Here is a 20,565-nt window from a genome sequence, read left to right on the forward strand (position 1 = left end):
CCGGCCACCCGAGGAGAAGCCCTATGCGCACCTGGCTACCACTGGCCATCGTCGTCGCCCTGATCAGCGTGGGACTCTGGTTTTCCGAGAGCCCACCCGAGCAGCTTCTCGGCAAGCGCCCAACGCCCAAGGAGTACAATCGGGCGGCTGATCTGATTATCCGGGGAGCCAAGACCCGCCACTTCAACACCGATGGCAAACTCGCGTACCGGGTGGATGCCGACAGCATTACCTATTTCCAGTTTGCCCGGCGGGATCGCGCGAACCTCAATGAACCGCGCATCGTCTTCTACCAGGGAGACGCGCCGCGCTGGCGCACCGAATCGCGCAAAGGGGTGGCCCACAACAACGGTCAGCAAGTGGTTCTCCGCGGTGACGTCAATATCTGGGAGCTGCCCGAAGCCGGCGGTATCCACCTGCAGACGCCGGCGATTACCATCAAGCCGCGACAGGAATACGCCGAGACGGACAAAATTGTTAAGATTGCGGCCGGCGCCAACCGCACCGAGGGCCGCGGCCTGCGCGCCTTCCTGAAAGAAGACCGGGTGGAAATCCTCTCCGAGGTACAGAGCATCTATGAAACTCAATAACCAGTTGCGGTCTCTTGCCGCCATCGCCTTCCTGTTTTTGAGCGCCCAGGCCCTCGCACTTCCGGAAGACCGCAACCAGCCAATCAAGGTCAAGTCCGACCATTTCGATGGCAACCGCGGTAAGAACCTGTTCGTCTATAGCGGCAATGTACAGATTTCCCAGGGCACGCTGCAGATCCGCGCTGAGCGGGTCGAGGTGCACGGCACCGCGGAAGGCGAAATTCAGAAAGTGATCGCTATTGGCAAGCCGGCCCACTTCCAGCAGCAGGTACAAGAGAGCCAGAATCCGGTTAAAGCCAAGGCCCGACGCATCGAGTTTCGCGTCAATGCGGACGAGCTCCAGCTGTCGGGAGACGCCCATGTCGATCGTGACGGCAACACCCTGTCGGCAGAAAAGATTGATTACGACCTGAACAGCGAACAGATCCAGGCCAAAGGACAATCCGGCAATGGTCGGGTGGAGATGATCTGGAAACCGGAGAAAAAGACCCCGGAACAGAGCACTCCCGAAGAAGGCCAGGAATCCCCCTGATTTGAGGCCACTGCCGGCACAATGGGTACCCATGGGCACTGCCCACAACGACTGCGGAATGAACTATGCCAAGGCTGAGAGCACTACACCTCGCCAAACAATACAAGAAAAGAAAGGTGGTCCAGGACGTCTCCGTGGAGGTTAGCAGCGGCCAGGTAGTTGGACTGCTCGGACCCAACGGCGCAGGCAAGACCACCTGTTTCTATATGATTGCCGGACTCGTGCAGGCCGATGCCGGACAGGTACTCATCGACGAACAGGACATTACCCGCCTTTCCATGCACGGACGGGCCCGCAAGGGCATCGGCTACCTACCCCAGGAGGCCTCTGTGTTTCGCCGCCTGTCTGTGCGCGACAACATCCTGGCAATCCTGCAGACCCGCAAGAACCTCTCCCGTGCGCAAAGGGAGGACGCGGTCCAGGAGCTGCTACAGGAGTTCAACATCACCCACATTGAGAGCAGCCTCGGAATGGCGCTCTCCGGCGGCGAGCGCCGCCGGGTGGAGATCGCCCGGGCACTCGCCACTGACCCGGATTTCGTATTGCTGGACGAACCCTTCGCCGGCGTCGACCCCATCTCGGTCAACGATATCAAGCAGATCATCCGCCACCTGCGGGACCGCGGGATCGGTGTACTGATCACCGACCACAATGTGCGCGAAACCCTGGATATCTGCGAGAAAGCCTACATCGTCAGCGAGGGGCATATCATCGCTGCCGGCACTCCCGCCGAGGTCCTGGCCAATCAGCAGGTCCGGGAAGTCTATTTGGGACACGAGTTCACTATCTGAGCCGCCTCTGCGCCCTCATCACCCGCAACGGCAAGAGGGCGCAACAGCAATCCTATCCCCGCCACCAGACCGGAAAAGTGTCCGCGTAGTAGGCACAGTTATTGCTTGTAATCCACTCAGGCGAGGGGTAGTCTGCTGCATCGTTCAAGTCGATTCATCCGCCGAACGCGTGTAAACCCCACCGTATGAAGCAGTCCCTGCAGTTAAAACTCGGCACCCAGCTGACCATGACACCCCAGCTCCAGCAGGCGATCAGACTGCTGCAGCTGTCGACGCTGGATCTGCAGCAGGAGGTTCAGTCCGCCCTGGACAGCAACCCCATGCTCGAGATAGACGCCGAGGATTTTGACGACAGGGGAGCCGACTCCAGCCCCGATGCAACTGCGAACCAGAGTGACACAGGCGAAGCCTCCGCTTCCGCAACAGAAACAGAAGCGGACTGGAGTGCGGATATCCCCACCGACTTGCCGGTAGACACCCAGTGGGATGATATCTATGGCTCCGGTAGCTACAGCGGGAGCCATGAGGGTGATGACAACGGCCTCGAGCAGCGTAATGCCGCCGGCATTGGCCTTGCCGACCACCTGCTATGGCAGTTGAATCTCACCGGACTATCCGCTGATGACAAGCTGATCGCGGAAAACCTGATCGACGACCTCTCCCCCGCCGGCTTTTTGCAGACTCCGATCGCCGAACTGGCCACGGCACTGAATGCCGGTGAGGACGAGGTACTCGCGGTACTCAAGAGCATCCAGCAATTTGAACCCGCCGGCTGCGGAGCCCGCGACTTGCGGGAGTGCCTGATGCTGCAATTGCGACAACTACCCGTCAATACGCCCTGGCTGGCCGAGGCGACCCTGCTGGTCGACAAGCATCTGGACCTGCTCGGCAAACGGGACTTCCGCCAGCTCAGCCGGCGCACCCGACTCACAGAGGCCCAGCTGGGTGATGCGATCCGCCTTATCCAGACACTGACTCCTCACCCCGGCGAGACGCTTGCCGCCGAGGAGACTCACTATGTGGTGCCAGACATTATGGTCAGCCGACGCGAGCAGCGCTGGCTGGTCGAGCTGAACCCCGAAACCACGCCGCGCCTTCGTATCAATGACAGCTATGCGGCACTGATCAAGCGCGCCGACAATTCCAGCGACAACAATTACCTGAAGGACAACCTCCAGGAAGCGCGCTGGTTTCTCAAGAGCCTGCAGAGCCGCAATGAAACACTGCTCAAAGTGGCCTCCAGCATTGTGGAAAAGCAGCAGGGCTTTTTCGAACAGGGCCCTGAGGCCATGAAACCGATGGTACTGGCGGATATCGCCGAGAGCATCGGCATGCACGAGTCCACTATCTCCCGCGTGACCACCCAGAAGTACATGCTGACCCCAAGGGGCGTCTTTGAGCTCAAGTATTTCTTCTCCAGCCACGTCAGCACCGACTCCGGCGAGGATGCCTCCTCCACAGCCATCCGCGCCCTGATCCGCAAGCTCATCGACGCGGAGCCGCCGCGCAAGCCGCTTTCGGACAACAAAATCACCCAGGAGCTGGACAATCAGGGCATCAAGGTGGCCCGGCGCACGGTCGCAAAATACCGGGAATCCATGGGCATCCCCTCCTCCAGCGAGCGCAAGCGGCTGGTCTGATCCCTACTCTCCCCCTCCTTTTTCTGACCGCATTTCTGCGCCCGGTCAGAACCGTCTGGCGCGCCTTCAGACGGGTGTGACAACCGAAAGCGGAAGTTTGAGTGTATCCTTCCAATCTGGCGAACTTCCTAGTAGGGTTGCCGCCCTGAAGAGGGGGTACCGCCGGAAAGCGATCCACCTTTTGAGGAGATTTCCATGCAGATCAACATCAGTGGCCGACACCTGGATGTAAGCCCAGCCCTTCGCGATTACTGTCTCGAAAAACTGGATAAACTTGCCAACCACAATGATTTGATCACCAACGCGCAGGTGACCCTGTCCATCGAGCGGGAGATCCAGCGCGCGGAAGCCCTGATGCACGTCAACGGGACCGAGGTCTTCGCCAATTCCGAGGCGGATGACATGTATGCGGCGATTGATGGTCTGACCGACAAGCTCGATCGCCAGCTGTTGAAACATAAAGAGAAGTTGCGCAAGCACCGCTAGCTTATGACATTGGAAGCTTTACTCTCTCCCCGCCTGAGCCTCTGCAATCTGGCGGGGAGCAGCAAAAAGAAATTGCTGCTGAATATCGCCCAGGCCATTGCAGAACAATATCCACAACTCGATTCCGACACCGTCTTCAACCAGCTAATCGCCCGAGAGCGCCTGGGCTCAACGGGCATTGGTGAAGGTGTCGCCATCCCCCACTGCCGGCTCCCCGGCTGCGAGCACCCCATTGGAGTGCTTTGCACTACCGAGCCCGCAGTGGATTTTGACGCCGCAGACCGCCAGCCGGTAGACCTGCTGTTCGCACTGCTGGTCCCCGAAGACAGCGAACAGGAACACCTGGATACCCTGGCACAGATCGCCGGCCTCTTCAGCGATAGCCGTGTGCGGGAAAAGCTGCGCGCAGCCGAGAGCGGCGACGAACTCTACGGACTGGCCATCGACAGCGCTGCCGCTGCATAATCACCGCTCGTAACGCAATTGCTTTAGTGGCAGCCCGGCGCCTATCCGGGGCTGCGCTTCATACCGCGCTCGTTGACTGAAGGACCTGCATCCATGCGCCTGGTGATCATCAGTGGCCGTTCCGGCTCGGGAAAAAGCTCTGCATTGCAGCTGCTGGAGGACGTCGGCTTTAACTGCATCGACAACCTGCCCGCGAGCCTGCTGCCGGAACTGGTGCGGCGTGTCAGTGACCAACCACCGGTGGACAATACCCGCCTGGCCCTGGGCATTGATGCCCGCAATCTATGGCAGGATGTGCAGCAGGCCCCGCGCGTTATCGATGAATTGCGCCAGAGCGGCATCCTCTGCGACGTGATCTATCTGGACGCCCGCTCGCCGGTTCTGGTGCAGCGCTTCAGCGAGACCCGCCGCAAGCACCCGCTCAGCGACAACCGCACCCATCTGCTCGAAGCCCTGAACCGCGAGAAGGAACTCCTCGCTCCTCTGGCCGCCATGGCCGATCTGGTGATCGATACCAGCAGCCTGAGCCTGCACCAATTGCGCGACCTGGTGAAAACCCGTGTGGTCGGCGAGGAATCCCCGGGCATGGCGATCCTGTTCCAGTCTTTCGGCTTCAAACACGGCGTACCGGTCGATGCCGACCTGGTCTTCGACTTGCGCTGCCTGCCAAACCCCTATTGGGTCGCCGAGCTTCGCCACAAGACCGGCCTGGATCCCGAGGTGGTGGAGTTCCTGCGCTCCCATCCCGAGACCAGCGACATGGAAAGTGATATCGCCCGGTTCCTGGAGCGCTGGCTGCCCTCTTATCAGAAGAGTAACCGCAGTTACACCTGTGTAGCAGTAGGCTGCACCGGCGGCAGGCACCGCTCTGTCTATATGGTGGAGCGCCTGGCTGAGCGTTTCTCAGGGCAGTTCGACAATATCCAGATCCGCCATCGCGAGCAGCAGAAATAGCAGGCCCGGAGCAGCGCAATGCAGAAATGCAGACTCGAAATCATCAATAAACTGGGACTCCACGCACGCGCCGCGAGTAAGTTCGCGCAGACTTCCGCCCGCTATTCCGCCGACATCCGTGTGAACTGTCAGGGGAAATGTGTCGACGGCAAGAGTGTAATGGCGCTGATGCTGCTTGCAGCCGGCAAGGGCTGCGAACTGGAACTCGAAGTGAGCGGCAGCGACGAGGAGGCCGCCCTCGAGGCCATCACGGCATTGATTGCCGATCGCTTCGGCGAGGCTGAATAACCAGCCGGCAACACCCTGCAGCCGCTGGCGGGTGACTGCCGATCCGCATAAAATTCCCGCTCGCCGCAGCAACCAATCCCCGCAGTCGAGGAGTCGCCGTGTCCAACCCACCTTCCGCCGAAATCAACTTCCGCGCCCAGAACCAGCTGAGTGAGCTCTTTACCGCGCTGGACAGCGGTACCGGACGGGAAGTGCGGCGGATGCTCAGCACTCTCAGCCCGCAGAGCATCGCACAACTGCTGGAGAGTTCTCCCCCGCGTATCCGCCATGTGCTCTGGAACCTGATTGATAAAGAAATCGAGGGTGAGGTCCTGCAGGAACTCTCCTACGACGTACAGAGCCAAATCCTCGCCACCATGGACACAGAGGAGATGGTGGCCGTCATGGAGGGACTGGACGCCGACGATGTGGCGGACATCCTCCAGCAACTGCCCGAAAGGCTGATGGCCGAGGTTCTCTCCTCCATGAGCGAGACGGACCGCGAACGGGTCGAAAGCGTACTGGCATACGACGAGGAGACCGCCGGCGGCCTGATGGACACGGACACCATTTCCGTGCGCCCGAACCTGACCCTCGACGTTGTGCTGCGCTATCTGCGCCGGCACGAGCAGCTACCGGAATCCACCGACAGCCTCTTCGTCGTCAACCGGCAGGGCCAGTACATTGGGCTGCTACCGCTCTCCCGACTGCTGACCACAGACCCCTCGGTAACCGTACGCGAGATCATGAGTACCGACCTGGAGCCGATACCCGCAGATATGCCGGACACCGAGGTTGCGCGCCTGTTTGCCAAATACGACTGGATTACCGCACCGGTGATCGATGAGCAGAATCGGCTGGTCGGGCGTATCACCATTGACGATGTGGTAGACGTGATCCGCGAGGATGCCGACCACTCACTGATGAGCCTCGCCGGCCTCGACGAGGAAGAAGATACCTTTGCTACCGTCAGACGAACGGCTCCGCGGCGAGCGGTGTGGCTAGGCATCAACCTGCTCACTGCCCTGCTCGCCTCCTGGGTGATCAACCTGTTCCAGGACACTATCGACAAGGTTGTGGCACTCGCTGTACTGATGCCCATCGTCGCCAGCATGGGCGGCGTGGCCGGCAGCCAGACTCTGACCGTGGTGATCCGCGGCATGGCGCTTGGCCAGATCGGGCGCAGCAACCTGAACTGGCTGCTGTCCCGCGAGCTCGGCTCGGCGGTCCTCAACGCCATGCTATGGGCAGTGGTGATCGGCGTGATCGCCGGCCTCTGGTTCGATGACACCCGTATCGCAGTGATCATCCTGGTCGCAATGGTCATCAACCTCATCACCGCTGCGCTCGCGGGCGCTATCCTGCCGGTAGCGCTGCGCGCGATGCGCATTGACCCCGCCCTGGCCGGAGGCGTGGCCCTGACCACCGTTACCGACGTGGTGGGCTTTATGTCATTCCTGGGCCTTGCCACCCTGTACTACGGTTGAAGCCGATTAGCTGAAGATGGAACAAGATGCACGATTACGAAGAATTTGACGACGAGCTGCCAAAAAGCAAAACCCAGGTTAAGCAGGAGATGCACGAACTGCAGGAACTGGGACGCCAGCTGACAGAGCTCGGCCCGGCGCAACTGGCAGAAGTGCCCCTTGATGACGACCTGCGGGAAGCCATCAATACCCTGCACCGAATCAAGTCCAATGAGGCGCGCCGGCGGCAGATGCAGTACATCGGCAAGTTAATGCGCTCTGCCGATGGCGAGGCCATTGAGACGGTCCTGCACAGGTTCAAGGAACGGGACCAGCTGCACGTACGGTTTGATCACATGGCAGAGGACTGGCGGCGGCGACTGCTGGAGGAGGGAAAAGCAGCCCAAAGCGACTTCTTCGAGCGCTACCCGCAAGCGGACCACCAGCACCTGCGACAGCTGGTGAGAGATTCCGCCCGGGAAATCAAAAACCAGAAGGCACCCACCAACCAGCGCAAGCTGTTCCGTTTTCTACGCGATCTATTTATGGAGAGCGAATAGCAGATTCCGCCCACTACCAGCCAACAGCACCTGAAAACAAAAAACGGCCCCGCCAGTATCACTGACGGGGCCGCTTTTTTTCATGGTGGAGGAAGTTTATTCCTCGGCGCTGGTCTCAGCCTGCCACTCGAACAGGTTCAATTCGATAAAGAAGAATGCCACCAGCCACAGGAAGGCATCCCAGAAATCCAGGAAGCTGCCATTGATGCCCCAGTAAATCGCGCAGAGGAGCAGGGTGGAGTACAGCAGCGCCTTGATAACCTGGGAGTAACGCATCACTGCGTCAGACAACTGGTGGCGCAACTGCAGCCAGACATCAAACGCGAGGATCGCCACCACCAGCAACCAGGCACCCGCATTGATTACATCGGTCCATGCCAACCACTTGATTGCGCTCCAGGTCTCGACGGTACCGAGCACCTGGGCATCGGCCAGGCGCAACACCTGGGCATCCGCCAGGGCCGCGCAACTTTCCGCGGTCAGCGGTGCGTAGTCATCCTGGCCCAGCACCAGCAACCAGTCACCGCCTCCCGCCAGCGCACAGGCGGACTGGGTCACAGGCAGGAGATTGGTCAGGGACGCCATCTCGGCGACATAACCGTAAAACGAGTAGACGATAAAGAGATAACAGAAAGCCGAGGTAGCATTGAGAGCCCACTTGACCCAGCCGCGGATTTTCTCATCCGGCAGCACGAAGGTTTCCAGCTCAAACACCAACAGCAGCAATACCCAGGCAAGGGTATCGATGGAGTCGTTGTAGGCCTCGATCACTCTGCCGAGATGGATACCATCGGCGAAAATTGCACCGGCAGCGGCGTGATTCTCAAGAAAGAACGCATAAACGTTATAGGCGAGTAACAGGTAGACGGTGTACTTGAATACCCGGAACAGGGCATAGCGGTTAACGCGCGAACCTGCCAATGTGGCCACCTCGGACATCTGCTCGGACCTCGATTATTGATTATTCTTCGGAAGCGCGGGCTAGTGCACCTGATCGCGCTCAGTTCAATCAGAACACACCCGCGAGCTGGCGATGCCGGCCAGCAGTCAGCCGGCCGGTCGCAGCCCACAATATCGAACAATTATTCGGTTTTTGCAACTGCCGGTACAAAATCCAGAGCCAGGGAGTTCAGGCAATAGCGAAGCCCTGTCGGCGCCGGACCATCCTTGAATACATGACCAAGGTGCTCACCACAGGCGGACAAGACTTCGGTGCGTTTCATTCCCCAACTGTAATCCGGCTTGAGCACCACGTTCTCCGGGTGTGCGATATCCCAGAAACTCGGCCAGCCGGTGCCGGACTCGAACTTGTGCTCTGAACTGAAGACCGGCAGTCGGCAGCCAGCGCTCACGTAAGTCCCTTGGGCCTCGTTTTTCAGCCACTTGCCGGTAAATGCCCGCTCCGTATCCTTTTCCCACAGCACCTCATACTGGTCTGCAGGAAGAATTTGCTTCCAGACGGATTTGGGAATCGCAGACAGGTTGGTCCCCGCATCGATGTGCTGACGGGCCTCTGCCACTGTCATCGACTCGTCCCGGGGCTCCTCATCCGCTTCACTGCAGGCGGGAAGCGTCAGGGCTGTCGCCAGCAAAGGCAGTATCATCAGGGCTCTTAACATACTGCACCCCTCTCCTCTTTTTCCCATCTCACTGTATTTGGAGTGCCGGCCCGAAAGTGGGTTCCTTTCATGTGGCCGGATGACTGGTACTGGTCACTCCACGCTCAGCTGGCTGTTTCACATTATCAACACGATCGGCCGGCATCTCCGGCTCCCGTATCAGGCGCCCCTGCTGCTCCGCTTCACTGCCCTGCCGGGTCGCGCCGTCGCCATCAAAGAGCTTATCGAAACGCACGTCCGGCTCTTCCCAGTCACCGCTAATGCGGTAGCTGACACTGGCCACGTTGTTCACCTGTTTCTTGAACGCTTTACTGATCAGGTAGACACCGGCAGCTGCGGGCAAGCCGCCGGCCAGGGCGGCAATCAGGGCCAGGTTGTTGCCAACTGGCAACGTCGCCACCAGGGTCAGATCGAGATTCTCTTGCTTCAGGTTGACGCGTCCGGCCATCTGCAGCTCACTGGTCGGCCCCTCCACCTGAATCGGCACGGCGATCAGTAACCGCCCATCCCCCTCGAAGAACACCTCGCCGCGCACCTGATCGAAAGCCATACCGCTCTGATACAGGTCGGAGAAATCCAGGCGCAGACGGCGAGCCCAGGTATCGAAATTGAACAGCGACAGCAACCGCAATAGTGCAGAACCGGCATTGTCGCTAGCGCGCAGGAAACGCCCATCGCGGATATCGACCTTCAGGTCTCCGGTGAGCTTCTGGGGATTCAGCTGTGCGGGCGAACCATCCCAGCGCAGGGCGGTATCGAAAGTCGCAGACCGACTCTCGATCAGTGGTTCCTGGCCGGACGCACGCTGGACGTCTGCCAGATCCTCTGCACTCAGACGGCCGATGAACTGGGATGACTCCCGGCCATCGCTGTCGCGCATCCACATCAGCTGCGCACCGAGTCGGTTGGGGCCCTCACCGCGTCCCTCGACGCGCACACCCCGGGCAGCACCGATAATGTCGCTCACTACCAGCCGCTCTGCAGAGGGGCGCACCCGGAACGACCAGAGCCCGTAGTCTTCCTCCCCGACCCACAGACTGTCGGTGCTGAAGTCCATGTGCGGAAGTTGGGTAAAGTCGAAGCCTGCGAGGGGATCCTCTGCCACGGGCGACTGCGCCTCCCCGCTGCCGCCCTGATCCGCAGCAGAAGTGACGGCCGCGCCCTGAGCCGATTGCTGTTCGTCCTCGCCTGGAGCGGGCAATCTCAGGTGCCGAAGCTCCACCTGCATCGGCGTCTCCGCACCCAGCACACCACTCAGGTGGCCCGCCGCCATTTCGCTGTCAAAATTCAGCTGCCAATCGGCACCAAGCCCCCGCCCCTGCACGTGAATGTGTTCCACGGAAGCGGCACCCAGCACCAGCCGATCCGTACTCAGGTCCAGGCGGATCGGCATGGGGTTTTGCTCCGCTGCTGTATCGTCCCCGTTCTCAGCGGGCATATCCGAGCCATAGACCTGCAGCAGTTCACGCCAGCGGGGAAAATCGATATTGGAGAGATCACCGGTAACCGCGAGTTCCCTGTCGGCGGGCAGTTGTGCCTGGGCATTGAGCGCAATGGAACCGCGATCCAGCTTGCCATCCACCTGCCAGAACTGCCCCTGCAGATGTTCTCCGTAGCTCAGGTGATAGAGATTCCCCTCCGCACCAATCGGAACCCGCAGTACAAAGTCGGAACGACGCGCCGAGGGTTTACCCAGCGGCGCGGGCAAATTGACTTCGACACCGGCCAGGTCCGAAGTCAACTGAAAGACTGCCGAGTAGGGAAGCGCCCGCTCTGCCGCGGGGATGGTGACCAGCGCACGGTAATCGAGTTCGCCCTGCATCCAGCCGAGTTCGGGCCTACCGCTCCATTCGCGGACAGTGTCAGTGGTCGCATTGCCGAGAATGACCACCTGGGTATCCCGCAGACCGCCCTCTTCCGGGTGGGTGATTTCCGCTGTCAGCCCCCGCCCCCAAAGCTGCCCCTGAAACTGGCTGCCCGCGAGCCCGCTATCGCTGTCGTAACGGACTTGACCGTCGAGGTTATGCACGCGCAGATCGAGATGTTCCATCAGCAGATCGGCCTGCTGCAAATCGACCTGCACAGTCTGATGCGGCGCCAGCTCGGCGCCTCCGAGCGGCTGCTGCAGGGTCAGCGTGCCATTGATCGTGCCATCAAGGCGCCAGTGGTCGAAGGCCTCGCCCACGCGCTCCCGCAACGGCGATTCCCGCAGCAATCTCAGCCCGTCGGAAGCCGGTCCACTCGCTCGCGCACGCACACCAAGTATCGCGCCGTCACCCGCTGCGTCGGGAGTAATACCAACCTCGATATTGCGGGCATTCAACCCCCACAGACGTGCGCTTGGCGCGTTCACCAACGTATTTCGGTCATCAATTTTCAGGTGAGCTTCAATAGCTTGCGCGCGCGGCCAGCCCTCAGCAAACAGCAGATCCGCTTCACGAATGTCTGCCGCCAGCTGCACCGTCTGCCGCTCCGGGTGCTCGCCCAGGGCGAGCAGAGTGGCGTTATCCCCGTCCTTATAGGCATAACCCCGATAGACAAAGCCGGCTCTGGCGATTTGTCCGGGATTGTCAGGACCGACCGCACCGCGTAACCATTCCCGCAACTGGTCGCTGGTCGTAAACGGCACCAGTAATCGCTGCGCGGTGACTGGTGCCTCCCGCAACCCCAAAGCCAGTGTCAGGGCAGCGGCACGGGTGTGTGGTTTGAATGGCAACTCGAGCAGGAACTGCCCGTCGATCTCACCGATGGCGCCCCGCAGGGAAAGGGGCCCGGAGTACACCTGCACGGAATTACTTTCGCGGTTCACCCTCCAGGCAAGGGTGCCGCGGGCGCTGTCCAGCGAAAATGGCCGCTCGTAAAGTTTCGGAAAGTGAAGCTTAAATCCTTCTGAAGCGTCCAGCACCACGGCGCCACGCCCACCCTGCATATGCAGGAATCCATCCAGATGCTGTACGGCGGGAGCGCCCTTGTGGGCGGCAGCAACGATATCCTGCAGCCCCGCCGTCAGGGCAATCTGGCCGTCTTCGGCGCGGGAGAAGCGTACGTCGTGCAGGCGCCCGGACGGCTCCAGTGCCCGCAACCATTCATCTGCCGGGCCGCGCAGCAGTTCCATTCGGGTCAGAATGCCGCTCCAGGCAGCAAGGTCGATCGTGTCGATGGCCAGACTGAAGCCCGCTTCAACGCTGCCATCTGCCTGGAGATTGAAAGTGGGGACCTCCAGTTCACGCCAGCCAATCTGGACGTCCTGAAGTGCAACCCGCCAGCTCTGGCCCGGCCGCCAGTCCCCTGAGAGATCACCGGAGATTGATGAAAGCGGCGCTAATGCAATACCGGTTGCAGGGTCTTTTTCATCAGCGCTTGCAGGTGTCTGGGAAGGTTGTTGGGCCGGCTCCGCGGCAGCCTGATTCACTCCGGACTGCGCCAGGCCCAGGTGCCCCCGCAGTTGGTAGGCACTGTTACTGCCATCCAGCCAGAGACTGCCGCGCGCCAGTTTCGGGCCGCGCCAGTGGTAATGTTCCGGTAGAGGGGTGAGCTGCTGTAACAGGTCGACGATGTCTGCATCAACCAGCAACTCATTCAGCTGCAGGTAACCACGCAGGCGGAAGTTCTCGCTATCCCGGGCATCGCCCCGACCCTCAAGGATAAGCCGCAGCGTTTCCTGCTCGGCGACAGACTGCTTCTCCTCGGAAGCGGATTCAGTGCCAGCGCGACTGATAAAAGCCTTGCCGATCAGGCGGTGAAAATCGCCACTGTTCTCCAACAGCACCTGTGGCAGGTGGAGCTGAGCCAGCTGGCCGTCATCAAGCCGCACCGACAGGCTGACATCACGAATATCAATCTTGGGGCCGAGACGGAACAGGCGCGCGGGGTCGCCCACTTGCCGGGAAACGGCGCCTTCGCCACTGGGTATCGCCGCAGCCGGGAAGCCGTCAAGCTGCCAGCGGCCAGCTCCATCCCGGTGTACACCGGCCCGGAATTCATGCACCCGGAGGTTCTTCCACACCAAATCACGGTTCCAGAGGCTCGCCAACAGGTCGAGATGGAACAGGCCGTAGCCCATCTGCATCTCACCGTCTTCACCCAACCGCAGTCCGTCCAGCTGCAGCGCCACTTCAAGCGCCTGCCAGCGCAGCGACAGACGCTCCACCTGGACAGGCACCCCCAGGCGCTCGGAGAACCAGGCACTGATCTGCGGGCGAAATTCCTGCACGTGCGGCGATAGCATGCGCCCCGTCTGCACCAGGATAGCCAGGCAGATCACCAGAGTGACCACCAGCAGCCAGAACTTGCGCGCCAGCCAGCGCACCATGAGTAGCAGCCTGGCCATCAACCGCTCACCTTCCGGTCACAGACAGGCAGAGCCCCGCACTTGTGCGCGGTACCGATGCTGCCATCGCCGGTGTGAACATCAGACCAGAACAATGTCGTACTGCTCCTGATTGTAAATAGGCTCCACCTGGAACTGGATGGGGCGGCCGATGAACTCTTCCAGATCCGCGACGTTCGCGGACTCTTCGTCCAGTAACAGGTCGATGACCACCTGGCTGGCCAGTACCATGATCTTCTCGCTGTCGTAAGCCCGTGCCTCCCGGATGATCTCACGGAAGATCTCGTAACAGACAGTCTCGGCACTCTTCAGCGTACCGCGCCCACTGCAGACCGGACAGGGCTCACACAGAATCTGCCCCAGGGACTCGCGGGTCCGCTTGCGGGTCATCTCCACCAGACCGAGTTCCGACACACCAGTAATACTGGTCTTGGCGTGATCCCGCTCCAGTGTCTTCTCCAGCGTGCGCAGCACCTGGCGACGGTGTTCGGGATCCTTCATATCGATAAAGTCGATAATGATGATGCCGCCCAGGTTGCGCAGCCGCAGCTGGCGGGCAATGGCCGTGGCCGCCTCGAGGTTGGTCTTGAAGATGGTCTCCTCGAGATTGCGGTGGCCAACGAACGCACCAGTGTTCACATCAATGGTGCTCATGGCCTCGGTCTGCTCGACAATCAGGTAACCGCCGGACTTCAGGGTGACCTTGTTGTGCAACGCCTTGCGGATTTCCTCTTCCACCCCGTAGAGGTCGAACAGGGGACGCTCACCGGGGTAATGCTCCAGCCGACTGGCGATCTCCGGAGCGTACTTGCCCGCGAACTCCGCCGCACGGCCATGAGCTTCACGGGAATCGATACGGATTTTTTCTGTATATGGGCGGGCCAGGTCGCGCAGGGCACGCATAAACAGCGGCAGGTCCTCGTAAATGACCGACGGCTGGGGCCGGCTGCGTATACGCTGCTCCAGCTCGTGCCAGAGCTTGTACAGGAACGGAATATCGCGCAGCAGTTCGTCTTCGCTGACACCCTCCGCCACCGTACGCAGGATAAAGCCACCGTCGCCCTTCTGGCCCTCCTCCGCCAGCTTGGCGCTGGCCTGGTCCACCAGCTCCCGCAGCCGCTCGCGCTCGCTCTCATCCTCGATACGGTTGGAGATACCGATATGGCGCGTCTGCGGCATGTAGACGAGATAACGGGCCGATACGGAAAGGTGCGTGGTCAACCGTGCGCCCTTGCTGCTGATCGGGTCTTTGACTACCTGTACGACCAGCGACTGCCCCTCCCGGACCAGGGCGCGGATATCCGCCACTTCCGACTCCCGGGATTCCATACCCTCCTCATCCAGGGGAGCAATGTCCGAGGCATGGATAAAACCGGCACGCTCGAGGCCGATGTCCACAAAGGCCGCCTGCATCCCCGGCAGCACACGGACCACCTTGCCTTTATAGATGTTGCCAACAATCCCGCGGCGCGCACTGCGCTCCAGGTAGACCTCCTGCAGCACACCGTTTTCAACCAGTGCCACCCGCGTTTCCGTGGGTGCCACATTGATCAGCAGCTCTTCGCTCACAGGTCTCCCTCCCACTGCCAGTACGGGATACCGGCTTCCTCAAGCATTGGTACCAGCACCTCCAGGGGCAGGCCCACCACATTTGTATAACTACCGCTGACCGAAGCCACCAGCGCGGCACCGAGGCCCTGGATACCATATCCGCCGGCTTTGTCCCGCGGCTCGCCGGTCTGCCAGTAGGTCTCAATCTGTTTCGCCTCCAGGTTGCGGAAACGCACCCGTGTCTCCACTGTTTCGCACAGGGTGCGCTCGCGACTGCTGAGGCAGACTGCGGTCAGAACGACGTGCTCTCGACCAGACAGCGCAGACATCATGGAGGAAAAATCATCGAAGTTGCAGGGCTTTTCCAGCACGCGATCCCCGGCCACTACAAGGGTATCGGAGCCCAGTGACCAAGCGGGCACCGGACCAGGCAGATCTGCAGCGAGCGCCAATCCGGCCGCAGCCTTTTCCCGGGCAAGGCGCTCAACGTAGGCGAAAGCCGATTCGCCGGCTTCCCGCTCTTCGGGCAGTGACGCGGCGCGCTGAATGAAGCGCACGCCGATCTGCGCCAGCAGCTGAGCGCGGCGCGGAGAGCCGGAGGCGAGCAGAAGTGTTTTGTCGGCGGCGGTATTCGGCACTGCAATCTTTATTGTTGGTGGATCAGCGTCGGATTATAGCGGTATCGATCGAAAAATGAGCATTTCTTTACCAGCCTTGGCCATAAATATGACACTGGCGCGGGTTGACTCAGCCGTCACACCTGTCGGTCAGCGCACCAGCAGGCGGCCAGCCATCCGGTCAAGCCACGGGGTGATCAGCGGCCACAGCAATGCCGTGGTAAGCGCCGGCCAGAGAAACATCAGTCCCGGCACCGGCTTGCCGGCCAGATTGTGGACCCAGTTACCCACCACCTGCTGGATACCCACCAGCACGAACACCCACAACAGCTGCTGCGCGGGATTGAAGGCCCGCGTCCGCTGGTAAGTAAGGAGGCTGAAATAGGCCAGCACCGCGAGGGCCAGCGCATGGGTACCCAGAGCTGCACCCGTCACCAGGTCTTCCGCCAGGCCGACCAGCCAGGCAAATCCCACCCCCACGCTCTGGGGCATACGGTTGATCCAGAAAATGACCAGCAAGGCGGTGAAGGAGGGACGGAACCAGAGCCAAGCCTGCGGCAGCGGCATAACAGCCAGCAGTAGCGCAATTACCACAGTGGCGACAATGAACCAGCGATTATTCGCTCCCAAGGGACTCCTCCTCCCCGGAGAGGACCGCAAGTACGAAGCGGCTTCGGTTCATGCGCCCGCGGGGCTGTACCTCCGCCTCGGCGAACGGCCGGCCCGGGTCGCGGATGACCGAGACCACTTCCCCAACGGGGTAGCCCGCCGGGAAGCGGCCGCCGAGACCGGAACTCAAAAGCAGATCACCCTCGCGGATGTCACTGGTGTTGGCCAAGTGGCGCAGCTTCAGGCGATAGAGATCACCGGTGCCTTCTGCCACGGCCCGAACGCTGTTGCGCAGCACCTGAACCGGTAGCGCGTGACTGGCATCGGTGATCAACAACACGCGGCTGCTCGAGCTCCCGGCTTCGATCACCTGCCCCAGCAGACCGGCCGCATCCATGATCGGCGTGCCGGGCACGACCCCATCATCGCGCCCCTTGTCGATCATCAGCACGTGCTCCAGGGGATCGGGGGAAACACCGATCACCTGAGATACCAACACTCGCTCGTCCAGCATCTCGGCAGAATTCATCAGCTCCTTGAGCTGGGTATTCTCCGCTTTCACGGCCGCCAGCAACTGACTGCGCTGTTCCAGCAGCAGCACCTGGCGCTTCAGGCGGCTGTTTTCCTCGAGCAATTCTTCGCGGGTACGCAACTGATCTCCCGCCCAGTCGGTCACACGGCCCGGTGCGTCGGTCAGCCAATAGAAAGGCGTCACCAGGGCAGCCGCACGCTCACGCAGTGGCTGCAGCCAGTCGGTGTACAGATTGATCACGATGAGCGCGGCCGCCGCAAGCCCCAGCAACAGGATACGGGACTCGGGCGAGGGACCACGGGTAAACAGCGGCTTAATGGGAAACCCCCATTAATAAATCAGTTTTTATTATCAGTTGGACACCAGGTACAGGCGGCTCTTGTCCATCATATCGAGCGCCTTGCCGCCACCGCGGGCAACGCAGGTCAGCGGGTCGTCGGCGACGATGACCGGCAGGCCGGACTCTTCCATCAGCAGGCGATCCAGGTCGCGCAGCAGGGCGCCGCCACCGGTCAGGACCATACCGCGCTCGGCGATATCGGAGGCCAGCTCGGGCGGAGACTGCTCCAGGGCGCTCTTCACGGCCTGCACGATACCGGTCAGCGGCTCCTGCAGGGCCTCGAGAATCTCATCGGAGTTCAGGGTAAAGCTGCGCGGCACGCCTTCCGCCAGGTTGCGGCCGCGGACGTCGATCTCACGCACCTCGCTACCGGCGTAGGCACAACCGATCTCTTCCTTGATACGTTCGGCGGTGGCATCGCCAATCACGCTGCCATAGTTGCGGCGCACGTAGTTGACGATTGCTTCATCGAAACGGTCGCCGCCGATACGAACGGAATCGGAGTAGACAACCCCATTCAGGGAGATAATGGCGATCTCGGTGGTGCCACCACCGATATCCACCACCATGGAGCCGCTGGCTTCCTCGACTTTCAGGCCGGCACCGATGGCCGCCGCCATGGGCTCCTCGATCAGCCAGACCTCGCGGGCACCAGCGCCCAGGGCTGATTCGCGGATCGCGCGGCGCTCCACTTCAGTGGACTGACAGGGAACACACACCAGTACCCGCGGACTGGGACGCATCCAGCTGTTCTCATGCACTTTCTTGATGAAGTGCTGCAACATTTTCTCGGTCACCTGGAAATCGGCAATCACACCATCCTTGAGCGGACGAATGGCGGTGATGTTGCCCGGCGTGCGGCCCAGCATGCGCTTGGCCTCGACACCGACGGCCTCAACGATCTTTTGCCCGTTGTAATGACGGATGGCAACGACGGAGGGCTCGTCGAGAACCACCCCGCGGTCACGAACGTAGATCAGCGTGTTGGCAGTTCCCAAGTCGATGGAGAGATCACTGGAGAACATGCCCCGCAAACGTTTAAACATGGAATTCGATTACCTTGTACAAAATTACAGCACCTAAAAGGAGGTGCAGTAGACGCGGACTCGTGCGCCGTAAAGCCTAGTTAGTCCGCGGGAATTATTCTGAGTTCCGGGCCCCAATCCCGAGCCCCTTGCCCGATCCGGAACGCACCGTGGGCAGAATCGGCAAACTCTAACAATGGCGGGGGTTCAGGGCAAGGCTGAATCCCCGGTAAATCCGGGATTTGCCAATCCCTGCCTCAATGGCACAACCCGGCCACGCCGCGATGAGAATCGGCGGCGACTGTGCTAAATTTGCGACCCTTCTGCCCGACATCCCCTGCCGGCGCAGCAACAGGACCATCAGAACGTTCAAGAATAAACGCAAGCTGGAGCCCCCCATGGCCGTGGACGCGCAAACCGTACATCGACTGGCCGAGCTGGCCCGCATCGCCATCTCCGATGAGACACTGGAGGAAGTGAGCGGCCGACTCGGAGACGTACTCAAGCTGGTGGACCAGCTGCAGACCGTCAATACCGAGGGCGTAGCCCCGATGGCACACCCCCTGGACGCGACTCAACAACTGCGCCCCGATCAGGTCACCGAGGCCAATTGCCGAGAGGACATGCTGGCCCTCGCCCCCCAGACCGAAGAGGGGCTCTACCTGGTCCCCAAGGTCATCGACTGAGCCCTGCAGCAATCCCCACTGCCCACCCAGAGACAGGAACAACCCGGGAAGTTCATGCACCAGTTAACCATTGCCGAGATCATCAAGGGGCTGCGCGAAAGGCAGTTTTCCAGTGTCGAGATCACCCGCCACCTGCTGGAGCGCATCCAGCAGCAGGACGCGGACTACAACAGCTTTATCACCGTGACCGCAGAACGAGCACTGGCGCAGGCCGCGGCAGCGGACGAGCGCCTCGCCAACGGCGATGCCCCTGCCCTGTGCGGTGTACCCATCGCCCATAAGGACATCTTCTGCACCCGGGGCGTCCGCACCAGTTGCGGCTCCCGTATGCTGGACAATTTCGTGCCGCCCTATGATGCCGCCGTCGTCGAGGGCTTCGAGCGCGCTGGCGCGATCAGCCTCGGCAAGACCAATATGGACGAGTTCGCCATGGGCTCCTCCAACGAAAGCAGCTTTTATGGCCCGGTCAAGAACCCCTGGGATAACAGCCGTGTTCCAGGCGGCTCATCCGGCGGCTCGGCCGCGGCCGTCGCGGCCCAGCTCTGCCCTGGCGCTACCGCCACCGACACCGGCGGCTCCATTCGCCAGCCGGCGTCCCTGACCAATACCACCGGGGTCAAACCCACCTACGGGCGCGTCTCACGGTGGGGCATGATCGCGTTTGCCTCGAGCCTGGACCAGGGTGGCCCCATTGCCCGCACTGCGGAAGACGCCGCATTGATGCTCTCGGTGATGGCTGACCGCGACCCGCGCGATTCCACCAACCTGCAGCGCGAGGCCGAGGACTTCACCCGTGACCTCGGCCAATCTCTGCACGGATTGCGCATCGGCGTTCCCAGAGAATACTTCGGCGAGGGGCTGAATAGCGGCACCGGGGAACGGGTACAGGAGGCATTGCGGGAATACGAAAAACTGGGGGCACAGCTGGTGGAAATCAGCCTGCCCCACACCCACCTGGCAGTGCCCGCCTACTACGTCATCGCACCCGCTGAGGCCTCAGCCAACCTGTCCCGCTTCGACGGCGTACGCTATGGCTACCGTTGTGAAAACCCCGCGGACCTGCGCGACCTCTATATGCGCTCCCGCGGTGAGGGTTTTGGTGAGGAAGTACAGCGGCGCATTCTCGTCGGCACCTATGCCCTGTCCGCAGGCTATTACGATGCCTACTACAACAAGGCGCAACAGGTACGCCGGCTGATCAAACAGGATTTCGTCAAAGCCTTCGAACAGGTGGACGTGATCATGGGCCCGACCGCGCCCTCGCCCGCCTTCGAACTGGGTGCCAAGCAGGCGGATCCGGTGAGCATGTACCTGGAGGACATCTACACCATCGCCATCAACCTGGCCGGACTCCCGGCCATGTCGCTGCCCTGCGGCACCGTTGATGGCCTGCCGGTGGGCCTGCAGATCATCGGCAATTATCTCGACGAGGCGCGCATGCTGAATGTCGCCCACCAGTACCAACTGGCCACCGAGTGGCACAAAGCCAGCGCAGTGTAAGAGGC

General features: G+C 61.1%; 20 protein-coding genes. 12 read left to right on the forward strand and 8 right to left on the reverse strand.

Annotated elements, in window-relative coordinates; translation table 11 throughout:
* The first annotated feature begins 23 nt into the window (after positions 1 to 23).
* From lptC to yjgA, 10 genes are all read left to right on the forward strand, one after another.
* A complete protein-coding gene (gene lptC / locus AUP74_RS00005) occupies positions 24 to 590 on the forward strand; it encodes an LPS export ABC transporter periplasmic protein LptC (RefSeq protein WP_069945759.1) in 567 nt (188 codons plus the stop codon).
* On the forward strand, positions 577 to 1,122 hold the full coding sequence (lptA, locus tag AUP74_RS00010; RefSeq protein ID WP_069945760.1) for a lipopolysaccharide transport periplasmic protein LptA: 546 nt from the start codon (positions 577 to 579) through the stop codon (positions 1,120 to 1,122). Before lptC ends, lptA begins: the two co-directional genes overlap by 14 nt.
* Before the next feature lie 65 nt (positions 1,123 to 1,187).
* A complete protein-coding gene (lptB, locus tag AUP74_RS00015) occupies positions 1,188 to 1,913 on the forward strand; it encodes an LPS export ABC transporter ATP-binding protein (RefSeq protein WP_069945761.1) in 726 nt (241 codons plus the stop codon).
* Positions 1,914 to 2,098: 185 nt separating this feature from the next.
* Complete coding sequence (locus AUP74_RS00020; protein WP_069945762.1) at positions 2,099 to 3,553, forward strand: RNA polymerase factor sigma-54; 1,455 nt, start codon at positions 2,099 to 2,101, stop codon at positions 3,551 to 3,553.
* A 195-nt stretch (positions 3,554 to 3,748) separates the two neighbouring features.
* Positions 3,749 to 4,039 (forward strand): ribosome hibernation-promoting factor, HPF/YfiA family, encoded by a 291-nt coding sequence (hpf, locus tag AUP74_RS00025; RefSeq protein WP_069945763.1) that lies wholly within the window; start codon positions 3,749 to 3,751, stop codon positions 4,037 to 4,039.
* Between the two features lie 3 nt (positions 4,040 to 4,042).
* Positions 4,043 to 4,504, forward strand: coding sequence for a PTS IIA-like nitrogen regulatory protein PtsN (gene ptsN, locus AUP74_RS00030; protein ID WP_069945764.1), 462 nt, complete (start codon positions 4,043 to 4,045; stop codon positions 4,502 to 4,504).
* A 93-nt stretch (positions 4,505 to 4,597) separates the two neighbouring features.
* On the forward strand, positions 4,598 to 5,458 hold the full coding sequence (gene rapZ, locus AUP74_RS00035) for an RNase adapter RapZ (protein WP_069945765.1): 861 nt from the start codon (positions 4,598 to 4,600) through the stop codon (positions 5,456 to 5,458).
* Between the two features lie 18 nt (positions 5,459 to 5,476).
* Entirely contained in the window at positions 5,477 to 5,746 is a 270-nt protein-coding gene (locus tag AUP74_RS00040; protein WP_069945766.1) for an HPr family phosphocarrier protein, read from the forward strand.
* 98 nt (positions 5,747 to 5,844) lie between these two features.
* Positions 5,845 to 7,212 (forward strand): magnesium transporter, encoded by a 1,368-nt coding sequence (gene mgtE / locus AUP74_RS00045; RefSeq protein WP_083260719.1) that lies wholly within the window; start codon positions 5,845 to 5,847, stop codon positions 7,210 to 7,212.
* A gap of 26 nt (positions 7,213 to 7,238) precedes the next feature.
* Positions 7,239 to 7,751 (forward strand): ribosome biogenesis factor YjgA, encoded by a 513-nt coding sequence (gene yjgA / locus AUP74_RS00050; RefSeq protein ID WP_069945767.1) that lies wholly within the window; start codon positions 7,239 to 7,241, stop codon positions 7,749 to 7,751.
* A 96-nt stretch (positions 7,752 to 7,847) separates the two neighbouring features.
* Here yjgA and AUP74_RS00055 read toward each other — a convergent pair whose 3' ends face one another.
* The 8 genes from AUP74_RS00055 to AUP74_RS00090 form a co-directional block, all read right to left on the reverse strand.
* Positions 7,848 to 8,681: a hypothetical protein gene (locus AUP74_RS00055; protein ID WP_226999839.1), complete on the reverse strand. Its 834-nt coding sequence runs from the start codon at positions 8,679 to 8,681 to the stop codon at positions 7,848 to 7,850.
* A gap of 152 nt (positions 8,682 to 8,833) precedes the next feature.
* Positions 8,834 to 9,370, reverse strand: a complete 537-nt coding sequence (gene msrB, locus AUP74_RS00060) for a peptide-methionine (R)-S-oxide reductase MsrB (RefSeq protein WP_069945769.1) — start codon at positions 9,368 to 9,370, stop codon at positions 8,834 to 8,836.
* Positions 9,371 to 9,437: 67 nt separating this feature from the next.
* A complete protein-coding gene (locus AUP74_RS00065) occupies positions 9,438 to 13,700 on the reverse strand; it encodes a YhdP family phospholipid transporter (RefSeq protein ID WP_069945770.1) in 4,263 nt (1,420 codons plus the stop codon).
* 81 nt (positions 13,701 to 13,781) lie between these two features.
* Positions 13,782 to 15,269: a ribonuclease G gene (rng, locus tag AUP74_RS00070; protein WP_069945771.1), complete on the reverse strand. Its 1,488-nt coding sequence runs from the start codon at positions 15,267 to 15,269 to the stop codon at positions 13,782 to 13,784.
* On the reverse strand, positions 15,266 to 15,889 hold the full coding sequence (locus AUP74_RS00075) for a Maf family protein (protein WP_069945772.1): 624 nt from the start codon (positions 15,887 to 15,889) through the stop codon (positions 15,266 to 15,268). The genes rng and AUP74_RS00075 overlap by 4 nt, the downstream gene beginning before the upstream one ends.
* A 129-nt stretch (positions 15,890 to 16,018) precedes the next feature.
* Entirely contained in the window at positions 16,019 to 16,498 is a 480-nt protein-coding gene (gene mreD / locus AUP74_RS00080; RefSeq protein WP_069945773.1) for a rod shape-determining protein MreD, read from the reverse strand.
* Complete coding sequence (gene mreC / locus AUP74_RS00085; RefSeq protein WP_083260720.1) at positions 16,485 to 17,327, reverse strand: rod shape-determining protein MreC; 843 nt, start codon at positions 17,325 to 17,327, stop codon at positions 16,485 to 16,487. Before mreC ends, mreD begins: the two co-directional genes overlap by 14 nt.
* Positions 17,328 to 17,360: 33 nt before the next feature.
* Positions 17,361 to 18,395, reverse strand: coding sequence for a rod shape-determining protein (locus AUP74_RS00090; RefSeq protein WP_067082099.1), 1,035 nt, complete (start codon positions 18,393 to 18,395; stop codon positions 17,361 to 17,363).
* Positions 18,396 to 18,772: 377 nt separating this feature from the next.
* On the opposite strand from AUP74_RS00090, the gene gatC reads away from it, so the two are divergent.
* Positions 18,773 to 19,060, forward strand: coding sequence for an Asp-tRNA(Asn)/Glu-tRNA(Gln) amidotransferase subunit GatC (gene gatC, locus AUP74_RS00095; protein ID WP_069948593.1), 288 nt, complete (start codon positions 18,773 to 18,775; stop codon positions 19,058 to 19,060).
* A gap of 54 nt (positions 19,061 to 19,114) precedes the next feature.
* Positions 19,115 to 20,560: an Asp-tRNA(Asn)/Glu-tRNA(Gln) amidotransferase subunit GatA gene (gatA, locus tag AUP74_RS00100; protein WP_069945775.1), complete on the forward strand. Its 1,446-nt coding sequence runs from the start codon at positions 19,115 to 19,117 to the stop codon at positions 20,558 to 20,560.
* Positions 20,561 to 20,565 lie beyond the last annotated feature (5 nt).

This window comes from Microbulbifer aggregans, assembly GCF_001750105.1.
Classification (GTDB): domain Bacteria; phylum Pseudomonadota; class Gammaproteobacteria; order Pseudomonadales; family Cellvibrionaceae; genus Microbulbifer; species Microbulbifer aggregans.